Origin of the sequence: Halonotius pteroides, from assembly GCF_003605635.1 — an archaeon.
GTDB classification, from domain to species: domain Archaea; phylum Halobacteriota; class Halobacteria; order Halobacteriales; family Haloferacaceae; genus Halonotius; species Halonotius pteroides.
Window position 1 is genome coordinate 39146 of record NZ_QMDW01000009.1, and the last position, 21021, is coordinate 60166.

Below are 21021 nucleotides of genomic sequence, written 5' to 3' on the forward strand. Positions count from 1 at the left end.
GGACAACAGGCCCCACAGTAAAGCGGTTTCGGCTACTCGGGATCGGTGCAAAACTCGAAGCGCGCGCCGCCGCTATCGGCATCAGTCACTGAGACTGTCCAGCCGTGGGCTTGGGCGATCCGCCGGACGATCGCCAACCCAAGTCCGCTGCCGGTACCCGAGCTTGAGACGCCGGCCTCAAACACATCTCCCCGTTCGTCCGCCGGGATTCCATCGCCGTTGTCGGCAATGTAAAATCCCTTGCCGTCGGTGAGTTCCCCGACGGTAATCGAGAGGCCGTCTAACACGGAGTCGGCTGGCTCGTCGTCGCCGTAATCGTCCGGCAGGCCGGCGGCGATCGGGTTACCGCTGTCATCGCTGTCGTCGCCGTCGCCCCCGTGTTCGATCGCGTTCCGGAAGAGATTCTCCAGCAGTCGCAGGAGGCGTTCCGGATCGGCATCCAGCTGCATCTCGGTGGCGACAGACAGCGTCTCGTCGTCGCCGCCGACGGTCTGCCACGCCTGGGTGGCGAGATCCTCGATGCCGACCGGTTCTGGATCGGTGACCTCGTTGCCACCGCGGGCCAAGGCGAGTGAGTCCTCGATGATCTCCGACATCCGGTCGTGGGCGAACTCGACGTGGGCGATCAGCTCCTCGTCGACGGCGTCGTTGTCGCCGATGAGTTCCATATTGCCTTTGGCGACGGTCAGGGGGCTCCGGAGGTCATGGGAGACGACAGAGGCAAACTCCTCAAGCCGGTCGACCTGCCGCTCAAGTTCCGCGCCGCGGCGTTTGGTGCGTCGGCGCTCAACATCGAACAACCCAAAGGCGATGCCGAGGGCGGCTCCCCGGGCGGCGGCGGTCGTGAGTGCCCGAAGCAACTCGATCTCCGCGGCCCCAGCCGCATACAGCGACAGCGCGGTCAGCAGCTCAAAGCCGCCGATGGCAACGCTACCGGCGAGACACCACCCGGCTAGCCTGACGATATCCCAGTCGGGGCGGTCGGTGGTCTGGGCCCAGTAGCCCGCGCCGATAACCAGCACCGAAAATACCAGCGAAAGCACCCCATCGGTGATCAGACCGACAGGAAAGTTGTAAGCGCCCTCGGTGATCCCATAGACCGTCAACTGGGCGGTCGCAACGCCGATCCCGGCGATCACCCCGATGCCCAGTTGGCGGCGCATGCCTCACTCACCTGCCGGCAGTCTCAAAACGGTACCGCTTTTCAGAACGTCGACAGCTCGCCATCGATGACCTGTCGGGTAATCTCGGTCACGTCGCCGAGTTCTCGGTCGATGATCGCCTCGATCTCATCCGTTCGATCAGCGAGGGCAACGCCGTCGTCAGTGACGACCTGTGTGTCGGCAACGTGTGGCTGATCGATCGGTTGGCCGATCTGGCTCAACAGGCGTAACTGAAGATCACGGATCCCATCAACCTCGTCGACAACCGCTTCGGCGATCTTCGTCGACAGCAGATTGTAGATCTTGCCGATGTGGTTGACCGGATTTTTGCCGCTCGTGGCCTCCATACTCATCGGCCGATTCGGCGTAATAAGGCCGTTGGCGCGGTTGCCGCGGCCGACCGAGCCGTCGTCGCCCTGTTCGGCGGAGGTGCCGGTAACGGTGAGATAGATCGAGCCCGCCTCGTAGTCGTCGGCCGTGTTGACATCGACCGTTACCTCGCGGTCGGTGATCTCCTCGGCGAGATCGGTAACATACTCTCGAACCCCCTCGACGGCGTCGATGTAGGCGTCAAGATCGGCAATATACGCATCAACCATGGCGGCGGCAACGGTGATCGTGATGTGGTCGCCCTCGCGTTTGCCCATGAGCTTCACGTCAGAGCCGAGCTCCGGGTTGTCGGCGACGTACTCGGTGTTGAGCTTGCGCTCGGCCGTGTGGACGATCTCCTCGGTTTCGGTCAACGGCGCGTGACCGACGCCGAAGGAGGTGTCGTTGGCCATCGGCACCGTTGTCCCGTCTTCACCGAAGACTTCCTGTAGATCGCCGGAGCCTTCGCCGAGTTTGACATCGACGATCACGTCGGTTCCGGGGTCGAGTTCCGGGATCGTCTCATCGAGATACTCCCGGGCCGCGGCCAAGGCGGTTGAATCAACCGGGAGCTGCTGGCCGTTGTACTCTGTTGTGGCGCGGCCAACGATCAGCAGATAGATCGGCTCGATGACCTCGCCACCGTCGAAGGCGGGGGCGGCCCGTCCGGCGACCAACTGCGTCTCGTCGGTGTTGTAGTGCAGCACCTTGCCAACGCGGTCAAGATACAGTGTCGAGAGTGCGCGGGAGACCGCCTCTGCAACGCCGTCGCTGATCGAATCCGGGTGGCCAACGCCCTTGCGCTCGACGATCTCAACCGACTGATCCTCGACCGCCTGCCGGTCGAGTTCACTAACCTGTATATTACGACTCATTGCCGGCTCTTTGCTATCGGTCGTGCTATAACTTGCGGAAACTTCTCGACGGCACAAAATAACTATGAGACATTAGTCGTCGGCAGCAAGCAACAGCCCAAGATACGAGGTTCGGATCTGCTCGTCGGGGTCGAGCCCGAGTTGTTCCAGGAGGTCGATCGCGTTCTCACGGGCAGCTTCGACCTCGGATTCGGGCACCTCGCGTTCGATCTCGGCGAACTCGCCGAGGCCATCGACCGCATCGAGGACGACGGTATACTCCTCGAAGCTGTAGTACGTCCGGTCTTTTGCGACGGTGGCAGCGGGCTCGAAGCCCAGCCCTGCAAGCACACCTTGGAGTGCCTCGTCGTCGTCGACAACTGTTTCGTGTTCCTCCCGCGTTTTTGAGGCTGCCTCAACCAACGGCCCCTTGTAGGTGAGTTTTGTGACAGCATCGCCGTCGGATTCCTCCTCTCGACGGATGCGGAGGGCTTCATCCGTCTCCGCGAAGGAGCGATGCGGGGCATCATAGTAGGTATCAACCTGTCGGCGCGACTCGACGCGGTCGGCCCCCGCGGCCGTGAGTGCCTCCCGGAGGGACTCGTGGTCGACCCGGAGTTTGAGTTCGACTTCGTACACGGCCGTCCCGACTACGCGGAGGTGAAAAACTCCTGTGGCTTGTGAGGTTCGGCCGTCTGGGCAGCCTGCCGTTGGCACAGCGCCGTGGCCTCGAACCGTGCTTCTTAAGGGTACCTCGGCAGTGTATCGGGGTATGAGTGAAAACGAGGCCGAGGCGACTGACGCCGACGACGCCGACGCTGAGGGGCTGCAAGACGGCGATTTCGTCGAGCTTGACTACACGCTTCGAACGACCGACGACGACGATGTTATCGATACGACCCACGAGTCGGTCGCCGAGGAGGCCGGTATCGCCGACGAGGAGAACCGCGATTTCACCCCGCGGACGATCATCGTTGGCGACGGCCACGTGTTCGAATCTGTCGATGAGTCGCTACGCGGCAGCGAGGTCGGCGACAGCGACAGTGTGACTGTCTCACCCGAGGAGGGCTTCGGCGACTACGACCCCGAGGAAGTCCAGACGGTCAGCGCCGACAAGATCCCTGAGGACGACCGCTACCCCGGCGCGACGGTACAGATCGACCGCCAGCAGGGCCACATCGAAACGATCATCGGCGGCCGCGCTCGCGTCAACTTCAACCATCCACTGGCCGGCGAAGAGCTCGAATACGACTACGAGATCGCCGCCGTCGTCGACGACCGCGAACAGCAAGCCGAGGGGATTCTCGGCATGCACCTCCAGGCGGTGCCCGACCTCTGGATCGAGACCGACGAGGTCGACGAGGAGGTCACCGTCGAACCCGATGAGGACAGCGAGACTCCGGAGGAGTCTCTGGCAGACGGCGAAGCCGTCGACGACGAGGATGCCGAGCCGACGACGGAAACCCAGACCGTCGAGAAGGAAACGCTGTACATCGAGGCGACTCAGCAGCTGACGATGAACCAACAGTGGATGATGGGGAAAACCCAGATCGCCCAGGAGATCACCGACAAACTCGGCCTTGACCGCGTGATCGTCCAGGAGATCCTCGACGGCGGCGGCATGATGGGCGGCATGGGCGGTATGATGGGCGGCGGCATGGGTGGCGGCGATGTCGAGGAGGCCCTCGACGATGTCGACCTCGATGACGTCGACCTCGACGCCGACGAACTTGCCGAAAGTCTCGACGAGTAAGTTCGCTCGCGGATTCCATTTTGCTGGTGCCGTGTTCCGTCGTATTTGAACCATATTTTATTACCACCGATATCGAACAGTCGTCGAATCGATCTCAGCGACGAGATACTGAGTGTGGCTGTTGTCGCCATGGTCGATGAGCGATAACTGGACACTCGAATCGGTGTCGAACCCACCGTGGCACGCTGTTGGCACCAAGCAGCCGAATCCGATCAGTGACCGGCGGCCGAACCCCAGCGAGCACCCGATCGGCGGCATGCAATGAGACGGCACAACACCGCACACAGACGGTCAGTTCGGTTGGTGACCGGCTCGGTGGCAACCGCCCACAGCGTGTTGCGTCTACGATGACTGCGCTTGTGGCTGCCGTGGCAGCCCGTACCGCTGGTTTACTCACACCAGGGGTGGCGACCGCGAGATGCATACCCTGGGTGGTTGCGGATTAGTATCTAAAGCTCCGGCTTGTGATCGGAGTGTAGCTGTCGCCGGCAACCACATGCATGCAGTTGTCACTCGGCAGGTTCGGAACGCAAAGACTGTAGCGTGACCACTAGCCAGCCGGTGCTGAGACCTCAGTCCTGACAGCAGCCGCCGGCCTCGCCGCCGAAATCAACCGCCAGCGGTTCGGAGATCGCCTTGTTGACCGCTTCGAGTTTGGTCTGGAGCTCCTCTTGGGCTTCGAGATACTCCTCCATCAGCGGCATGCTGTGGAGTTCTTCTTGGGCGTTCTGCACCTCACGCATCGACTGGCGGTCGGCTGTCCCGGCCTCTCGATCGAGCATGAACTGGTGGCGAAGCTCCTCAAACTCCTTGATCGCCTCCTGGGTTTCGGCGTCGTTTTCGACTGCCTCGCTGGCCTCGCGGAACGCCGTGTGTTCCGGACTGTCAGCGATCTTCTCGCCGAGTTCTCGACCCAGATCTTCCAGTGACGCGGTTTCAACGCTCATAGTCGGTGTTAGTAATCGATTCGTTTCAATGTGCCGGACGGGTGGTCACGGAGCTTGCAGCATCGAACCCACCATGTCAGGCGATCCCGAGCCCACCGAGCACGAGTCGAACTCCGATGACCGATAGCAGGCCCAACACTGCGATCGCACGATGACGACTGTCTACCCGCCGGCGAAGCCGTCGACCGATCGCAACGCCGAGCACAGAGGGAACGACCGCCGCCACCGAGAGCGCGACGACCGCCGCCGACGGATACAACCCCAAGGCCCCGGCCGCGACGACGCGAACCGCGTTGATCCCGAGAAACACCATCGCGACGACGCTGACAAAGAGGCCATGCGAGAGGTCAAACGACCGGAGGTAGGCGACAAGCTGAACCCCGACGTTGGTCGCGCCGAACAACAGCCCGGAGACGCCACCGACAACGAGCATACCGACCGTCCCCCCGCGGTCGATATCGCTGCCGCCGCCGAGGGAGGGCAGCGGCAGCGTCGACTGCCGGGAGCCCACGAACGCCAGCGTGAGAAGGCCCAACCCGACGCGGACTGGTGCGCTTGGCAGGCGGTCGATAACGGCCATCCCGATGATCGTTCCTCCCAGAGCTGCGAGCATCAACGGCCAAAACCGCCGGCTACAACGGGTTAGCTCCGGGGCTGAGAGCTCGCTGACGAGCGTTGCGTTCGCCGACAGGATCGGGATAATCATGAGGACGACCGCGGTTGCGGGCTCGATCACCGTTGCCAACGCCATCGTGCCGACGAGCGCAAACCCAAAGCCGGCTACGCCGTTGACCGCCCCCGAGACCAACAACACAACCACGAGGATGACCAGCAACGACGGCGAAAAGCTGGCGATCATCGGTGTCTCCTAACTGAGATGGTCGCAGTGCTGGCGGTCGGTCTTGCTGTCGTCGCTGGCGCGGGAGGATTCACCACAGTCAGCAGTCGCGCCGAGTTGAAATATGTCTCCCCCGATTGTGCACGCGGCATGCCTTGCCGCCCTACGACACCTGCGCGGTAACGAACTCGACGATAGCCTCGTGTTCGGCGGGGCCGATCCCGTGGCCGCCGGCGTAGCTCGCGTACTCGACGGCCGCCCCCAGCGTCGCAAATCGGTCGGCAGCGGCCTCTGTTCGGGTAGCGGGGATGATCTCGTCGGCGTCGCCAGCCGCGAGCAACACCGGTGTGTCGGCGATCCCGGCGGGGTCGACATCGCTGTGTGAGGCCGGCAGGTAGCCATGCAGGGCGACAACCCACTCGTAGTGGTCGGGGGCATCAAGCAGCAGCGAGAGGCTGGTGATCGCCCCCTGGCTGAACCCAAATAGGCCGATGTGGTCGGCGTCGATCCCGTAGGCCTCAACGGCGGCGTCGATACTTTCGGTGATCAGTTCGCGGCTGCGTTCGAAGTCAGCCGCGTCAGGTTGGCTCTGATGGAGTCCCCCACCGGAGAGGTCGAGGTCGTACCATGTGTAGCCGCCCTGCAGGCGATTCGGGGCCTGCAGGCTCACGATATGAAGGCTGTCCGGGAGCGATCGGGCGACGGGTAACAGATCCTCCTCGTTGGCACCGCGGCCGTGCAGTACGAAGACCGCGGGGGCCGGCTCATCGCTCGGGTCGTCAGGGGCGATATGAACATGTTCGAGTGGTAGATCGCTCATAGTTCCTCAAGCCGGGCGGGCCACATTAATACGGGAGTAACATCGATGCCACCGATCTGCGGTCAACACCGACACCGCCGGCCACGCGGGGCGAAGTTATTTGCGGATACTGGCTTATCACCACCCATGAGCGAGACACCCATCGACGAGGTTGACCAAGCGATCCTCCATGCCTTACAGGCGGACGCCCGCAATCTCTCGTCGGCCGACATCGCCGAGCGAACCGACACCGCCGACAGCACGGTTCGCAAGCGTATCCAGCGGCTCGAAGCCGACGGTGTGATCAAAGGCTACAGCGCGGATGTCGACTACGAGCAGTCAGGATACCCCCTCCGCATGTTGCTCTACTGTACGGCGTCGATCGCCGACCGCGGCGACCTGATCCCGGATATCTTGGCTATCGACGGCGTCATCTCGGTACAGGAGTTGGTCACCGGCGAAAAGAACTTGCTTGTCACTGCGGTCGGTGAATCTGACGGCGATATCACGCCGGTCGCCCAGGAGCTGCTCGATATGGGTCTGACCGTCGCCGACGAGGTGCTGGTTCGGAGCCACACAACAACGCCGTTCAGCGAGTTCGACTCGAAGTAGCTCGTCTGCTGTGTGCAGCCTGTCTGATCAGACGACGACCGCTTGGACATCTCGTCCGGTTGCCCGACGGACGACAGCCGAGATCGGATTGACTGTTCCGGAAAGATTGTCGGATTCCCCGTCAAGAACGAGCAGCGCTGCCCGCCGGCCGGGCTCGATCACCCCGCAGTCGAGATCGGCGATCTCCGCCCCAGCCTGCGTCGCCATCCGCAGCACCTCGCGGTCGCTCACGTCGTAGGTTTTCGCCGTAAACGCCATCTCGCGAAACATCGACGGCGAGTTGAGCATGACGTTATCGGTTCCAAGCGCGACAGTTGTGTGATCAAGCAACGCACGGATCGGTGGCCGCCCGACGTCGAGGACGGCGTTCGCGCGTGGACAGACCGCAACCGGAACCGCTTGGTCGGCCACCCGTTCGAGATGCTCGGATGTGGCATGCACCATGTGAACCAGTAGTTCCGGCTCGTAGTCCAAGGCCGGGTGGATGTCGGTCGCATCCGGCTCACCGGCGTGGATGGCGAACGGTTTGTTCGCCTTGCGGGCGGCCGCACGCTCGTCGGTAAACTCGTCGTCGTTCGCGCCGCTGGCTCCGTAGCCGTCGGCGAGGTCGAGGACTGACGCCGGGCCGCTGCCGAAGATGACCGCGTCGGTTGCTGTCTCGCTGGCGGCTGTTCGAAGGGCCTCGGTGCCCGGCTCACCTGACTCCCGGAAATCGAGGTGTGCCACCGTGCCCGTCTCTTCCATGAGTTGAAGCGTGCGGCGCATCGCTGTGATGAGCTCCTTGCGGCTGGCGGCGGCGAGTCGCCGGTGTTTCTCACTATCCGGTGGCGCGACCGCCGCATCCAACGAGAGGCCGACACCGGCTTCCTTGGCCACCGAATCGCCGATGTGGGTGTGGGCGTTGACAAACGCCGGCAGGACGATATCGGTCGAGTCCGTGGCCGTCTCCTCGACGGCCGTAATCTGGCCGTCGTCGATGACGACCCGGCCACGAACCGGCCCAAAGCCCTCCCCGGCGAGGATCGTCCCCTCAAACTGTTGCATACCTCAGTCCACCAGTTCAGCCCCGATATGTGTTTCCACCACCGACGAACGAACGCTCTGGTCAAATATTCATCTGATACGAACGGATTGGTAGTAAAAGGGGATACAAGCGATTTTTCGATCAGACCTATCGAAAACACGGCGGCCAGGATGGCTGACGACGACCTCACACCGCTGGTGTCGGCGTTGGATATCAAGCCAACGACCCGCTATGGGCGACCCCGGAGGATGCCACACCTTCGGCCGGCCGTCAACCATCGCCGATGTTGACCCGGTAGTTCGCCGGTGTCGACGGTGAGCCCCGCCGATTTGCTCGCCTGGCGAAACCGTAATGTTCTATAATATAGGTTTTAAGAACAATTTGATCGAATAAATAGATTTATTGCACAGTTTGTTCTATATATGAGCGAATGCGACCAGCATCCATCAGAGGCGGCGTTTCTGACGGATCGGGTGGTCGACCCAACCCATGACAGACGGAACCCAGCGTAGATCAGTCGGATCGCTTCCCGAACCGAACGCCGCGTCATCGCGTGTGCCGGCCGCCCTTACCCGGTTCGTGTGGGCGATGTGGCTCGGCACGCTCGCCGTTGTGGCTGGTTTTGTTCGAACCGATCCGGCGTGGGCGGTTGATGGGCTCGTTGCCATCGATGGGCTGACGGTCGTCATGTGGTCGGTTGTCACCTTCTTCAGCGGGATTGTCCACAGCTACTCACGCCGGTATCTGGACGGCAACCCGAACAAAACGCAGTTTTTCGTGCGTATCTTCGCGTTCACGATAGTTGTGATGGTCGTTGTCGCCGCCGACCACATCGCCCTGTTCGCGGCGGCATGGCTGGCGATGGGGCTGCTCATGGCCGAGCTGATCGGCCACGTCGATGGTTGGCCGCAGGCGCGGGCGGCTGCCCGGAGTGCGCGTCGGTACTTCGTCGGGGGGAGCCTCTTGGTCGCTTTCAGTCTCACACTCCTTTGGTCGGCGACAGGCGCGACCAGTGTGACCGGGATTCTTGACGCCGTCGGCGGCCTGTCGACGACAACCGCCCTGTTGGCGGCCGGCGGCCTCGTCGTGGCGGCGATGATCCAGTCGGCACTGATCCCCTTCCACACGTGGGTGTTGTCGTCGATGACCGCGCCGACGCCGGCCTCCGCGCTGATGCATGCCGGCTTTGTCAACGCCGGCGGCGTCCTGCTCGTGCGGTTCGCGCCGGTCGTCACGGTTGAGCCGACGGTTATGCTTGCGATCGTCGCCATCGGCGCGGCCAGCGCGCTCGGCGGGAAGCTTCTGAAATCTGTCCAGCCGGATATCAAGGGCCAACTCGGCTGCTCGACGGTCGGCCAGATGGGCTTTATGCTCATGCAGGCCGGCCTCGGCTTCTTCCCGGCGGCTATCGCCCACCTCATTCTCCATGGGTTCTACAAAGCCTATCAGTTCCTCTCATCCGGCGGGGCGGTCGAACATACGACCCCTCAGTCGGTGAGCGATCACACAGTCGGCTTCAACGGCGTTGGCAGCATCATCGTGACCCTAGCGACCGGGCTGCTCGGCGGCGCGCTCTTTGCGGTTCTCACCGGCAAGGGCACGCTCGCCAACGGCGGCATCCTGCTGACGTTCTTTGTGACGTTTGCGACGTTGCATGCAGCCCGTAGCGCGGTCAAACACACCACGCTCCCGGCGACGCTTCGCTACGGGGCCGTTCCGTTGGTCTTCTTCCCGGCGATCATCGTCTACGGTGCGGCCTATGAGGCGATCTCATTCCTGTTGGCCGATCTCCCGGTGGTCACGGCGACAACCGAGTTGACCCTCCTGCATGGCGCGATCGCCGTTGTCTTTGTCGGCACGTACCTCGCCATCGAGACGGGGGTTCACGAGGAGAGCGGCCGTCTCTATGTGGCACTGCTGAATCTGAGCCAACCGGTTGCTGACACGCTGCTGACGACCACGGAGGACTACAATGAGTACTGAATCCACGATCGATGACAGTATCGACGCCGCGGCAACCACGGTCGGCTCCCTCTGGCCAATCCACTCGTTTGTGACAGCCAACCCGTTGTCGGGGTTTGAAGACCAACCCTTCGAAGAGGCAGTCGCGCAGGCGACCGATCTGTTGGGTGGCCGCGGCTACCCCAGCGCGGAGACGTTCCGGACAGCACTCGATTGCGGTCAGATCGACACTGCGATCCTCCGGTCAGAACTTGCATCGCGTGGCTACGAGGCCAAGCCAGACACACTGCTCGACCGGTTGGCCGACGCCGACACCAACACCGATTCCGACACCGCCACCAACGATGATATCGACCGTGTTGATGCGGTTCTCACCAAGTGGCTGGCGGCCTTTCTCGACGAGGGCCGGTCACACTGGTCGATGCCGAACCGCGAGGCGGGCTTTTATACCGCCTTCCGCGGGCTGGCCGACCACGACGGCGAGATCCCAAACAACGGCGTCGTTGCCGACCTGCCGGCCTCGCCGACAGCGGCCATCGAGGCTGTGGTTGACTCACACCCAGAGCACCAGTGGGAGTCGATCATCGAGGAACAGCTGGCCGCGTTGCCTGGCTGGACGGGTTTTATCAAGCAACGGGCTACCGACGACGGCGAGTGGCAGTCGGCGTACCCGATCACGCTTGCGGGCTACCTCGCGGTACGGCTGTCGTTGCTGGACGGCTTCGGTGTCGACATTGAGCCATCAGATACTGAACCGACACCTGACGCTGTCGACGAGATCGCCGCGGCGTTTTTGAGCGCGTGGGAGGCGACCTACCGCGATGAGCTGGCTGATGTTGTCGCCGCCGAAAGCGCGAGCAAGCAGATCGGCGACAGCACGGCGGCCGACGACAGCGAGACGGCCGCTGAGAACGGGGCGGCCGCCGAGGGGGCGTCTTCAGCCCGCCCGGATGCACAGCTGACCTTCTGTATCGACACACGCTCGGAGATCATCCGTCGTCACATCGAGGCGACCGGGAACTACGAAACCCACGGCTACGCCGGATTCTTCGGCGTCCCGATCGAGTACGACGGCTATGACGCAGACGTGTCGGTCGATGCCTGTCCGCCGATTCTCGATCCACAACACCGGATCACCGAGCTTCCAACCGACGACGAGACCCAAGCCACCTACGACCGCTTGGCGGGCATCAAAGCGGCCGCTGCGGAGGCCATCGAGACGCTCAGAGCTAACGCGGCGAGTGCCTACGGATACGTTGAGAGCGCCGGCAGCGGCTACGGCCTCGCCTTAGCGGCGCGCACGCTCGTCCCCGGGCGTGTCCATGATCTCTTGGATGCCGTCGACGACGCCGAACCCGACACCCACGAGTTCTGCGAGCCGATGGTGCACCACCAACACACCTACGCCGGCGACCTCCCGGTCGGGCTGACCGCCGACGAAAAGGTTGAGTACGCCGCCACGGCCTTCGATCTGATGGGCATCGAGACGTTCGGCCGCGTGGTTGCCTTCGTCGGCCACGCCAGCGAGACGGTGAACAACTCATACGAGTCGGGGCTGGACTGTGGGGCCTGTGCGGGCAACCCCGGCGGGCCGAACGCCCGCGTTCTGGCAGCGATCTGCAACGACGACGAGGTACAGGCTACACTCCGCGAGCAAGGCCATGAGATCCCGGATGACACCGTCTTTGTGGCCGGCGAACACACCACCACGACCGACGAGATCGAACTGTATGACGGCGACGTGCCTGCAAGCCACGCCGACGAACTCCAGCAGCTCCGCGTGGATCTCCGGACGGCCCGCGAAGCCGCGACCGCCGAACGCGCCGACACGATGGCTGCTGACACCACCGATGGCGTCGGCGAAACTGAACGCCGCGCGGCCGACTGGGCCGAGACCCGCCCCGAGTGGGGGTTGGCCGGCAACGCCGCCTTCGTCATCGGGCCGCGGGAACTCACCGCGGATGTTGATCTTGACGGTCGTGCGTTTCTTCACTCCTACGACCACACGACCGACCCTGATGGCGACGCCCTCGAAGCGATCCTCACGGGGCCGATGGTCGTCACCCAGTGGATCAACAGCCAGTATTACTTCTCGACGGTCGATTCCGGCGTCTACGGCAGCGGCTCGAAGATCACCCACAACCCTGTCGGCAACGTCGGTGTCTACCAGGGCAACGGCGGCGATCTTCTCGCCGGGCTCCCGCTGCAGTCGGTGGCTGCCGGGCCCGACGAGCCATACCACCAGCCGCTCCGTCTCTCGACGGTCGTTCACGCGCCGGTTGCCAATGTCACCGACATCCTTGCCGACCACGAGGAGCTCACAACCCTGCTGGACAACAGCTGGCTGTCGTTGACGGTCGTCGATCCAACCCGCGAGCACGACGCCTTCCACTACGACGGCGACCTATCGTGGACAAGCGGCACAGAGATCGACCCGACTGCCGATGAGGCCGACCCGGCGACGCCAACGGCTGCTGCTGACGACTAACGGTGCCAACCTGCTTTTGTCGGTGGCCACCGGCGATGAAATGATCGTGACAGTGTAGCGATAACGCCGTGGTTATACGGCTTCGACAGATATGAGACTGTAATGAGCCACGACGCCAGCGACGATGGCTACTCCGAGGGTGACCTTCGAAACACGGGGATGGATCTCCGCCACGATCGTGAGTGGGATTACGAACTCGAACGCATCGTCGACGAGATTGAGGAACGCGATGCCGAGAAGGTCGGCCTCCAGTTCCCCGAGGGCCTCAAGCGCCGCGGCCCAGCTGTCGCCGACGATCTCCGGGAAGTCGTTGACGACGATGTGACGATCCTCCTTTCGGGCCAACCGTGTTACGGAGCTTGTGATCTCGATACCTATCTCATGCGCCGGACGGACGTGTTTGTTCACTTCGGGCACTCCCCGATGAAGGAGTCCGATCAGATCATCTATGTCCCGCTGTTCTCCAACGTCGATCCCTTCCCGATTCTCGAAGACTCGCTGGACGAACTCCCCGATCCCGACGACGACCCCGCAGTCGGTCTCGTGACGACCGCCCAGCACATGAACCGCTTCGGCGAGATGGTCGAATGGCTGGAGGAACGCGGCTATGAGGTACATACCCGCAAGGGTGACGACCGCCTGACCTACGAGGGACAGGTACTCGGCTGTAACTACGCGTCCGCCGATATCGACGCCGACCAGATCCTCTACGTCGGTGGCGGGAAGTTCCACCCGATGGGGCTGGCGATGGAACATCAGGACAAACATGTTGTCATCGGCGACCCCGTCAACAACGTGGTGACGATCGCCGATCCCGACCAGTTCCTCAAAGAGCGGTATGCGACCGTTCACAAGGCGATGGACGCCGAGAAGTGGGGTGTCATTTTCTGTACCAAGATCGGGCAAGGTCGCTGGGAGAAAGCCGAGGAGATCCTCGAGAACAACGAGAACGCCTACCTGATCACGATGGACGAGGTCACCCCTGACCGCCTGTTGAACTTCGATATGGATGCCTTCGTCAACACCGGCTGTCCGCGGATCACAACCGACGACGGCCCGCAGTTCCACAAGCCGATGGTGACCCCCGGCGAGTACGAGATCGCTATGGGCAACAAACCGCTGGACGAACTCGAATTCGACACGTTCCACGGCACGTGGTGAGGCGGTCGGCGGTCGTCAGCGACCGATTACTCCTGTGATACTTCTCTCTCGCTTTGCGCTTTGTCGTCAACAGCAGACCGAACTCCGGTGATCTCGAATCTGGCCCCACCGTCGTTGCTGTCGGTCACGGTGATCTCCCAGTTGTGGGCGGTGACAATATCCTGTACGATCGCCAGCCCGAAGCCGGTGCCACCGCTCGCAGCGGTGTAGCCGCTTTCGAATACGTCGTCGTGGTTGGTCGCGTCGATCCCGGTGCCATCATCGGCCACATAGAAGCCGGATCGCTGCCCGGCATCGGAGGCCAACTCGCCATCGCCAAGCACGCCCACACGCACCGTAACCGGTGTCTCATTATGTTCGGCGGCGTTTACATAGAGATTCTCGAAAACCTGTACCAACCGATCACGGTCGGCTGCAATCTCGATGTCCGCAGGGACGGACACCCGAAGTGTACACTCATCAACATCGCTGTACGTCCACGCTGTCCGGGCCGCTGCCGCAAGGCCGACCGGCCCGGTTGCGTCGATCGTCTGATTCGTTCGGGCCATCGTGAGCAGATCATCGATCATCGACTCCATCCGTGTCAACGCCGCCTGGGCGTCCTCGATCTCCTCGCTGTCGGACGCCCAGCCGGCGATCTTGAGTCGGCCTTTCGCCACGTTGAGTGGGCTCCGGAGGTCATGGGAGACGATGCTGGCGAACTCGTCGAGATGCTCGTTTTGCTCGCGGAGCTGTTGTTCACGCGCCTTGCGTTCGGTGATCTCGTGGAGTCGTATCAGTTGTCCGGTCTCTGTGTTGGTTCCGTCTTCGATCGGCATGCTGTCGACGGTAAATGTCCGTTCTGTCCCGGCTTTCGAGAGCGTTGTCTCGCCTGATCCAGCTGTGGTAAACCAGTCGACTGGCTCGGGAAACGGTGCAAAAAACCTTGCTGCGGCCATCCCACGCCACCCTGCTGGGGCGTCGACCAACTCTCGCGCCGCGGGATTGCAGTCGACGACGCGCTGGTGGTCGTCGAGCATGACCACCGGATCAGCCAACTGTTCGACAAGCTGTTTCCGCCCGATAGGGGCGACTGCAAGCAGTCGATACCGAAATATCGCGACCGCGAATGCGACAGCGGTAACGCCAAAGGAGACATGTGTGAGATTCCACTCTGGTGGGAGAAGTCCCGCAAAGAGTAACGAGTTGACGCCTAGTATCGCGCCGATACCGACCGCAAGGGCAACTGCTTGTCCGCGGTATATATCGCCTCGATTGGCCAGAAGATACCGAACGACAACTCCACCACTTCCGATCATCAGTACGTATCCGTACAGTTGAAGGCCCCGAAATGCCGGTTTGAGCGTGAGATCGAGAACCACCCACTCCGAAAAGGTGACCCCAGCGATCGTCATCGGCCCTTGGGTGGTAAGCCCATCGTGTGCAATCATGACCGTTGGGTTGAACAGCACGGCTGTCGCAAGAACTCCAATCGTCGCTACTGCAACCCCTGCTGTCTTTCGGTTTACCCAGCGGGTGTTTTCTGTATATGCCAGCGCAAACCACGCCACCGAATAGAACAGCCCGGGAACAAGAACGACATTGCCGAAATTATTCCCCGCAAAGATGAGAGCCGGGACAGTTACAACATTGATGAAGATGGCCGTGAGTTGCCACACACAGATCACAAACAAGAGCACGATGAAGGCGCGAAGCTCCGGTGTCCGTCCGCGTCGATGATACTGCCGGAGCGAGTAGACCAGCAGCGACGCCGCGACCAGCAGGATCCCCACGAAGACGGGCACCTCCGGTTGCAGTTGAAACGTCATACTTGCGCGACTGCTGTGCAGTTATTCCAGCTGAACAATCAAAATAGTATTGAATAGTTAAGAAATATACATTTGCTGTTCAAATTTTACACCGCATACTCCGGCAAGCGTCCTCAGCCCATTGCGTAACTGTCGGGTGTACACCGGATGGTCTTGAAAACGGCCGCTGTGATCGGTGTGTCTCGCATCTCTCAGTCTCACCGGGTGACCCCACACACTGAGAACCAAGCTAACAGTTCATATGCCTGCAAGCCGAACACGTGTGTATGCAAACTGTTGTTGTCAACGACGATCCGATGATCCGCGCTGACGCCCTGCGTCACGTACTCGGCGATGACGTGACAGTCGAGGTCGCTGACCTGCAGACGACTGAGGATATCACCGAGACAGCAGCCGATGCCACGGCCCTTGTTGTCGATGTCCAGACCGATGTTCCGGCCGCGGTCTTCGAAGCCTGTGAGAATCTGGAGATCGTCGCTCGCGCAGGCGTCGGCGTCGACGGCGTTGATATCCCAGCCGCAGCCGACCACGGCGTCACCGTCGTCAATGTGCCTGATTACTGCCGCGAGGAGGTCTCGACACATGCGGTCTCGTTGCTGTTGGCCTCGATCCGGCGACTCAACGTCTACGATCGGTCGGTCAAAGGCGGCCGCTGGGATTGGGCGGATGGCGCGCCGATCCATCGCCTCACCGGCGAAACCGTTGGCTTCCTCTCGTTTGGCCAACTCGCCAAGGCGACCGCCGAGAAGCTTGCCGGGTTCAACTGCGACATCGTCGCCGCCGATCCGTACGTTGAGGCCGACGAGATGGCAGCCCTCGGCGTCGAGAAGGTGCCGCTCGACGAACTGCTCGAAACAGCGGATCACGTCTCGGTGCACGCGCCGCTGACCGATGATACCCGCCACCTCTTCGACCGCGATGCGTTCCGCAAGATGAGCGAGACTGCTGTCCTCGTCAACGTTGGCCGTGGCCCGATCGTCAAAGAGGACGCCCTTGTGTGGGCGCTTGAAAACGACGAGATCGCCGCTGCCGGGCTCGATGTCCTCGAAGACGAGCCGTTGACAGACTCGTCGCTGGCCGACCGCGACGATGTCATCCTGACGCCGCATACCGCCTTCTACTCCGAGGAGTCGCTGACAGATCTCAACGAACACATCGGTCACGATATCCGCTCGGTTTTCGACGGCGAGGAACCAGCAGGCTACATCGATCCCGAGGCCGACTGGCTGTAGCTGCGTCGCCTCGGCTCTGACCGCGACGGCAACGTTTAGAACCAACCGGGTCGCATACCCGCATATGACAGTCAGCGATTGGGGCGATTGGTTGCCGACCGCCGTCGCCGACGCCGACCCCGAGACCGTCGCCGTCTGGTATCTCGGCTGCAATGGCTTTGTGATCAAAGGCAGTGAGGGCACAACGATCTGGATCGATCCCTACGTCGGGCTGGGTGATCCGCCGCGGACGATCCGGATGATCCCGGTGCCGTTCGATCCCGAGGATGTGCCGGCGTCCGAAGCCGATGCCGTGTTGGCAACGCACGAGCACACCGACCACACCCACGGCCCGAGTCAGGGGCCGATTCTCGAACGGACAGGCGCGGAGTTTTATGGCCCCGATGACAGCCTCGCGGTCGCCTTTGACGACGAGAATTGGCTCGACAGCTACGACATCACCGAGTCACAGTTCACCGAGGTCACAGAGGGTGACCGTATCGAGGTCGGCGAGTTCACGATCGATGTCGTTGAAACACAGGACGCCGATTCGACCCACCCGGTCGGCTACATGATCCAACATGAGTCGGGAACGATCTTCCATGCCGGCGACAGCAAGCCCGCCGACAATTTCGCCGATCTTGGCGAGGAGTACGATATCGATCTCGGGATGCTCGCCTTCGGGGCGATCGGCAATATCCCTGACAAGGAGACCCGCGAGCCGGGACGAACGAAGTGGTATGCGACCGAAAACGAGACGATCAAATCGGCGTCGGATCTCCAACTCGATCGATTGCTGCCAACCCACTGGGATATGTGGAAAGGGATGACCGCCGATCCAACTGTGCTCCACCACCACGCTGCGTCCTATGGGTATCCCCAAGCGTTGGAGATCGTCGAGGTCGGTGACCGCGTCGAGTTGTAACGAGAGTAGATCGCCCAACTGCCGGCTTACTGTTACCCCACTCGTTTGTGTGTTGTAGAAGGCTGTTCGTACAGATTAAAGGAAAACACCGGCGTGTATATACACATATAATGGCATTTCGATTCGCACACCAACAGTTAACTCTGTAGCAAACATATGTATATTCGAAGTAGCAGCGCAGACAGCACAACGAGCGCTGTGTAACAGTACGGAGAACAACACAATGATGACTGACTACGACTTCCCGGTGTGGTTCTGGGATCCGGAGACGACTGACAAAGACCGCAACGACTGGATGACCCGAGAGCGGTGTCGCCGCCAGGCGATGCGACAGCAGACTGCCTACCGCCGTCGCATGGAGCAATCGGCCGAACGACGGGCACGCCGCGACGCAGCCAACCCCGCGACGGTGGCTGTCGAAGAATACCGATAGACCCTCTTACCGCCCCGGTCGACGACATTTGCGTGGCAGTCGCTGACGGTGGGCGTTGCCGGGCATCGGCGGTGTGTGACCGTCCACCAGCCCGCATATTTTAAGTCACTGGTTGAGTAGTCCTTTTTATGAGCCAGGGGCCAGACACGGATGACCTCGTGACGGTGTCCAACGACGGCGTTGTCGTTGAGAAGACCGTCACGGCCGAGGAGTTCCCCGTCCCAGCCGTCGCGTTTACACTCACGTCGAACACGGATGTGCCGATCCATGTTCGACTCACCGACCAGATCCCGAGTTCCTTCCCGATGGAGCGGGTCGGCTTCCATCCTGACTACCACAGCGACGCGTGGACGGCCTACAAGAACCATCGGGTCGAGTTCGAACAACCCCTCGACCCAAACGAGACGATCGAAACCGTCTACGGCATCCGGACTGACAACCCCGAAGAACTGCAGCAGTTCCTGACCGAACCCACGATCAAAGAGGTCGCCACCGCTGGGGACGACCCCAACGATATTGAGGGGGTGCTTGGCCCAGACAACAGTCAACTCATCCGTGACGTGCTGGCCGGTGAACGCTCCTCACTCCCCGGTGCAGACGCCAGCGATTCCCCGCTCGATGGCCCCACCGATCCCAGCGAGTCGGATGTCGACCCTGAAACACCACCCGCAGACGCGACCGAGAGCAGCCACACCGATGATGACGGCAGCGACAGCGAGGAGGCGGTGGACGACATACCATCGCCCGACGTTGCCGATGACCCCGTTGACGCGGGGCCGCCGACCGACGACGGTGTCGGTACCGACGAGTCCGCAAGCGACCCACCAGCAGCCAACGACGATGGATCCGACACCGGTGACATCGAGCCCATCGATAGCGACTCAGCAGCCGCTGACGACGCCACCGAACCGGAAGCTGCCGGTAACGACGCCGCCGATGACGATCCCGATATCGACCCGATTGATGGTGTTGATATCGACGCCGATCCAACCGAGACCGACGACGAGTGGGGGCCAGCAACCGGGCCCGATGCTGACAGCGATTCGACCGAAGACGACGAGTGGGGAACCGAAACCGGCCCTGACGCGACCGACGGTGATGCGTCACCCGCCGAGAGTGAGTCAGTAGCCGACGAGACGGCCGCTGTGGAGGCTGACTCGGAGGCGGTCGATGACGCGGAATCCGCTGTCGCCGACGAAATGTCGGCTGACGACGCGGCGCCAGCCGACCCAACAGCGCCTGACGACGGATCGCCATTTGATGATGCCGATAACGAACAGCCGGTTGCCGCCGCCGAGGATGCCGATGACACCGATGCTCCCATTCGGGACACCACGTCGGTGACTGACGCGGACGCCGACGACAAGGATTCGATCGACGATAAAACGGATCGTCACGCCGACGACGTTGAGACGGCCGCCGATCTCGACGTCGCTTCCGAACCGGATACCGAACCCACCGATGACGGTGCTGAATCGATTGCGGCAGCTGTCGACGACGCCGACGGTGTCGACACGGAGAAAACTGCCGATGACGGTGCCGAGCCCGCAGTGACCGCCGACAACGACGATGCCGTTGAGGAGGACGCTATGACACCTGATTCTGATTCTCATCCCGACGACGAGCCTGTTGCAGCGACAACTGACACCGAGCCAACAACCGCGGCGACCACCGACACCCCTGAGGGGATCGCCGCAGCCCTTGCTGCGGAACTCCGTGAAGGAACGATCTCCGAGGCGGATCGTTCAACGATCAAATCCGAACTCGGATTAGGGCTCCCCCGGAGCGCGGAGGTGCGGATCGAACGCCTCCAATCACAGGTTGAGGATCTGGCCGCCTACACCGACGCCCTTGAGGCGTTCATCGATGACCGCGGGACGAGCGACGACATCCTTGATGACCTCCGCGACGATGTCGACGGGCTCTCAGCGACTGTCGGGACGATAGAAGAGGAGCTGGCGGCCGACACCGCCGATCGTGAGGCGCTTGAAGCCTCGGTTGACTCGCTTGAGACCGAGGTTGAGACGACAACTGATGAGCTTACAACCCTCTCGGAGACGGTCGACAGCCACGAGCGAAGCCTCGACGATATCGAGTCCGACATCACCGTCCTCGATGAGCGACTGGACGAGACCGACGACACCGCAACCGAGGCGGCGGAGACAGCCGACACGGCTCACGCGACGGCCACCGACGCCGAGGCCGCCGTCGATGCGGTCGAAGACGAGCTTGACGATGCTGTCTCGGAGATCGATGCCGTCGTCGACGAGGTTGACTCCCTTACCACTACGATTGACACCGTCGACGACAGCGTCACCGACATCGAGGGAACAGTCGAGACGCTTGAGGACTCGGTTGCCGCCCTTGATGATGCCGTTGTCGACAGTCAAGCTGAGATCGACGAGCTCGGTGCCCAACTCGACTCGGTCGAGGCTGAGCTTGGCGCGGACATCGACTCGCTCCGAGAGACGCTCGGCGAGGTCGAACGGCTGGTGGATGCCGCCGCCGACGAAGACGACATCGCCGCCATCGAAGCCCGGATCGACGATGTCGAAGATGGGGTCGAAACCCTCGAACAGTTCCGTGAAGGCCTCAGTTCTGCCTTCGGCGGCGTTGGCGACGACAGCTAAGCCTCGGTCGCGTTGAATCGTTTGTTGGCCGCGAAAACGGAATC

The 21021-nt window shown here is 62.0% G+C and carries 18 protein-coding genes; 10 read left to right on the forward strand and 8 right to left on the reverse strand.

The genetic code is table 11. The features are described 5' to 3' along the window. Positions 1-32 precede the first annotated feature (32 nt). The 3 genes from DP106_RS07905 to cyaB form a co-directional block, all read right to left on the reverse strand. Positions 33-1163: a sensor histidine kinase gene (locus DP106_RS07905; RefSeq protein ID WP_120084545.1), complete on the reverse strand. Its 1131-nt coding sequence runs from the start codon at positions 1161-1163 to the stop codon at positions 33-35. A gap of 41 nt (positions 1164-1204) precedes the next feature. Continuing rightward, positions 1205-2407, reverse strand: a complete 1203-nt coding sequence (locus DP106_RS07910) for a methionine adenosyltransferase (protein WP_120084546.1) — start codon at positions 2405-2407, stop codon at positions 1205-1207. A 72-nt stretch (positions 2408-2479) separates the two neighbouring features. After that, entirely contained in the window at positions 2480-3025 is a 546-nt protein-coding gene (gene cyaB / locus DP106_RS07915) for a class IV adenylate cyclase (protein WP_120084547.1), read from the reverse strand. Positions 3026-3158: 133 nt separating this feature from the next. Between cyaB and DP106_RS07920 the strand changes: the two genes are divergently transcribed. After that, on the forward strand, positions 3159-4139 hold the full coding sequence (locus DP106_RS07920; protein WP_120084549.1) for an FKBP-type peptidyl-prolyl cis-trans isomerase: 981 nt from the start codon (positions 3159-3161) through the stop codon (positions 4137-4139). A gap of 136 nt (positions 4140-4275) precedes the next feature. After that, the gene (locus DP106_RS16395) at positions 4276-4404 is read left to right on the forward strand and encodes a hypothetical protein (protein WP_276310070.1); all 129 of its coding nucleotides are present in this window, start codon (positions 4276-4278) and stop codon (positions 4402-4404) included. A gap of 307 nt (positions 4405-4711) precedes the next feature. Here the strand turns inward: DP106_RS16395 and DP106_RS07930 are convergent, their stop codons facing one another. The 3 genes from DP106_RS07930 to DP106_RS07940 all read right to left on the reverse strand — a co-directional run bounded on the left by DP106_RS07930 (position 4712) and on the right by DP106_RS07940 (position 6744). Next, entirely contained in the window at positions 4712-5086 is a 375-nt protein-coding gene (locus tag DP106_RS07930) for a YlbF family regulator (protein ID WP_120084551.1), read from the reverse strand. Between the two features lie 76 nt (positions 5087-5162). Further along, positions 5163-5945, reverse strand: a complete 783-nt coding sequence (locus tag DP106_RS07935; RefSeq protein WP_120084552.1) for a TSUP family transporter — start codon at positions 5943-5945, stop codon at positions 5163-5165. A 142-nt stretch (positions 5946-6087) separates the two neighbouring features. Beyond that, positions 6088-6744, reverse strand: coding sequence for an alpha/beta hydrolase (locus DP106_RS07940; RefSeq protein ID WP_120084553.1), 657 nt, complete (start codon positions 6742-6744; stop codon positions 6088-6090). 126 nt (positions 6745-6870) lie between these two features. Between DP106_RS07940 and DP106_RS07945 the strand changes: the two genes are divergently transcribed. Then, a complete protein-coding gene (locus DP106_RS07945) occupies positions 6871-7335 on the forward strand; it encodes an Lrp/AsnC family transcriptional regulator (RefSeq protein ID WP_120084555.1) in 465 nt (154 codons plus the stop codon). Positions 7336-7362: 27 nt separating this feature from the next. On the opposite strand, the gene DP106_RS07950 is transcribed toward DP106_RS07945, so the two are convergent. Continuing rightward, the gene (locus DP106_RS07950) at positions 7363-8379 is read right to left on the reverse strand and encodes an amidohydrolase family protein (protein WP_120084556.1); all 1017 of its coding nucleotides are present in this window, start codon (positions 8377-8379) and stop codon (positions 7363-7365) included. A gap of 469 nt (positions 8380-8848) precedes the next feature. Between DP106_RS07950 and DP106_RS07955 the strand changes: the two genes are divergently transcribed. The 3 genes from DP106_RS07955 to dph2 all read left to right on the forward strand — a co-directional run bounded on the left by DP106_RS07955 (position 8849) and on the right by dph2 (position 13970). Next, positions 8849-10342: a proton-conducting transporter transmembrane domain-containing protein gene (locus DP106_RS07955; protein ID WP_120084557.1), complete on the forward strand. Its 1494-nt coding sequence runs from the start codon at positions 8849-8851 to the stop codon at positions 10340-10342. Continuing rightward, entirely contained in the window at positions 10332-12809 is a 2478-nt protein-coding gene (locus DP106_RS07960; RefSeq protein WP_120084558.1) for a DUF2309 domain-containing protein, read from the forward strand. Before DP106_RS07955 ends, DP106_RS07960 begins: the two co-directional genes overlap by 11 nt. A gap of 102 nt (positions 12810-12911) precedes the next feature. Continuing rightward, positions 12912-13970: a diphthamide biosynthesis enzyme Dph2 gene (gene dph2, locus DP106_RS07965; protein ID WP_120084559.1), complete on the forward strand. Its 1059-nt coding sequence runs from the start codon at positions 12912-12914 to the stop codon at positions 13968-13970. Between the two features lie 26 nt (positions 13971-13996). Here the strand turns inward: dph2 and DP106_RS07970 are convergent, their stop codons facing one another. Next, positions 13997-15778, reverse strand: a complete 1782-nt coding sequence (locus DP106_RS07970) for a sensor histidine kinase (protein ID WP_120084561.1) — start codon at positions 15776-15778, stop codon at positions 13997-13999. Between the two features lie 266 nt (positions 15779-16044). On the opposite strand from DP106_RS07970, the gene DP106_RS07975 reads away from it, so the two are divergent. The 4 genes from DP106_RS07975 to DP106_RS07990 all read left to right on the forward strand — a co-directional run bounded on the left by DP106_RS07975 (position 16045) and on the right by DP106_RS07990 (position 20977). Next, positions 16045-17010 carry a C-terminal binding protein gene (locus DP106_RS07975; protein WP_120084562.1) on the forward strand — a complete coding sequence of 322 codons (966 nt, stop codon included), beginning with the start codon at positions 16045-16047 and terminating at the stop codon, positions 17008-17010. 64 nt (positions 17011-17074) lie between these two features. Next, positions 17075-17914, forward strand: a complete 840-nt coding sequence (locus DP106_RS07980; RefSeq protein ID WP_120084563.1) for an MBL fold metallo-hydrolase — start codon at positions 17075-17077, stop codon at positions 17912-17914. 226 nt (positions 17915-18140) lie between these two features. After that, positions 18141-18347 (forward strand): hypothetical protein, encoded by a 207-nt coding sequence (locus DP106_RS07985; RefSeq protein WP_165857848.1) that lies wholly within the window; start codon positions 18141-18143, stop codon positions 18345-18347. A 128-nt stretch (positions 18348-18475) separates the two neighbouring features. Beyond that, the gene (locus DP106_RS07990; protein WP_120084565.1) at positions 18476-20977 is read left to right on the forward strand and encodes a hypothetical protein; all 2502 of its coding nucleotides are present in this window, start codon (positions 18476-18478) and stop codon (positions 20975-20977) included. Positions 20978-21021 lie beyond the last annotated feature (44 nt).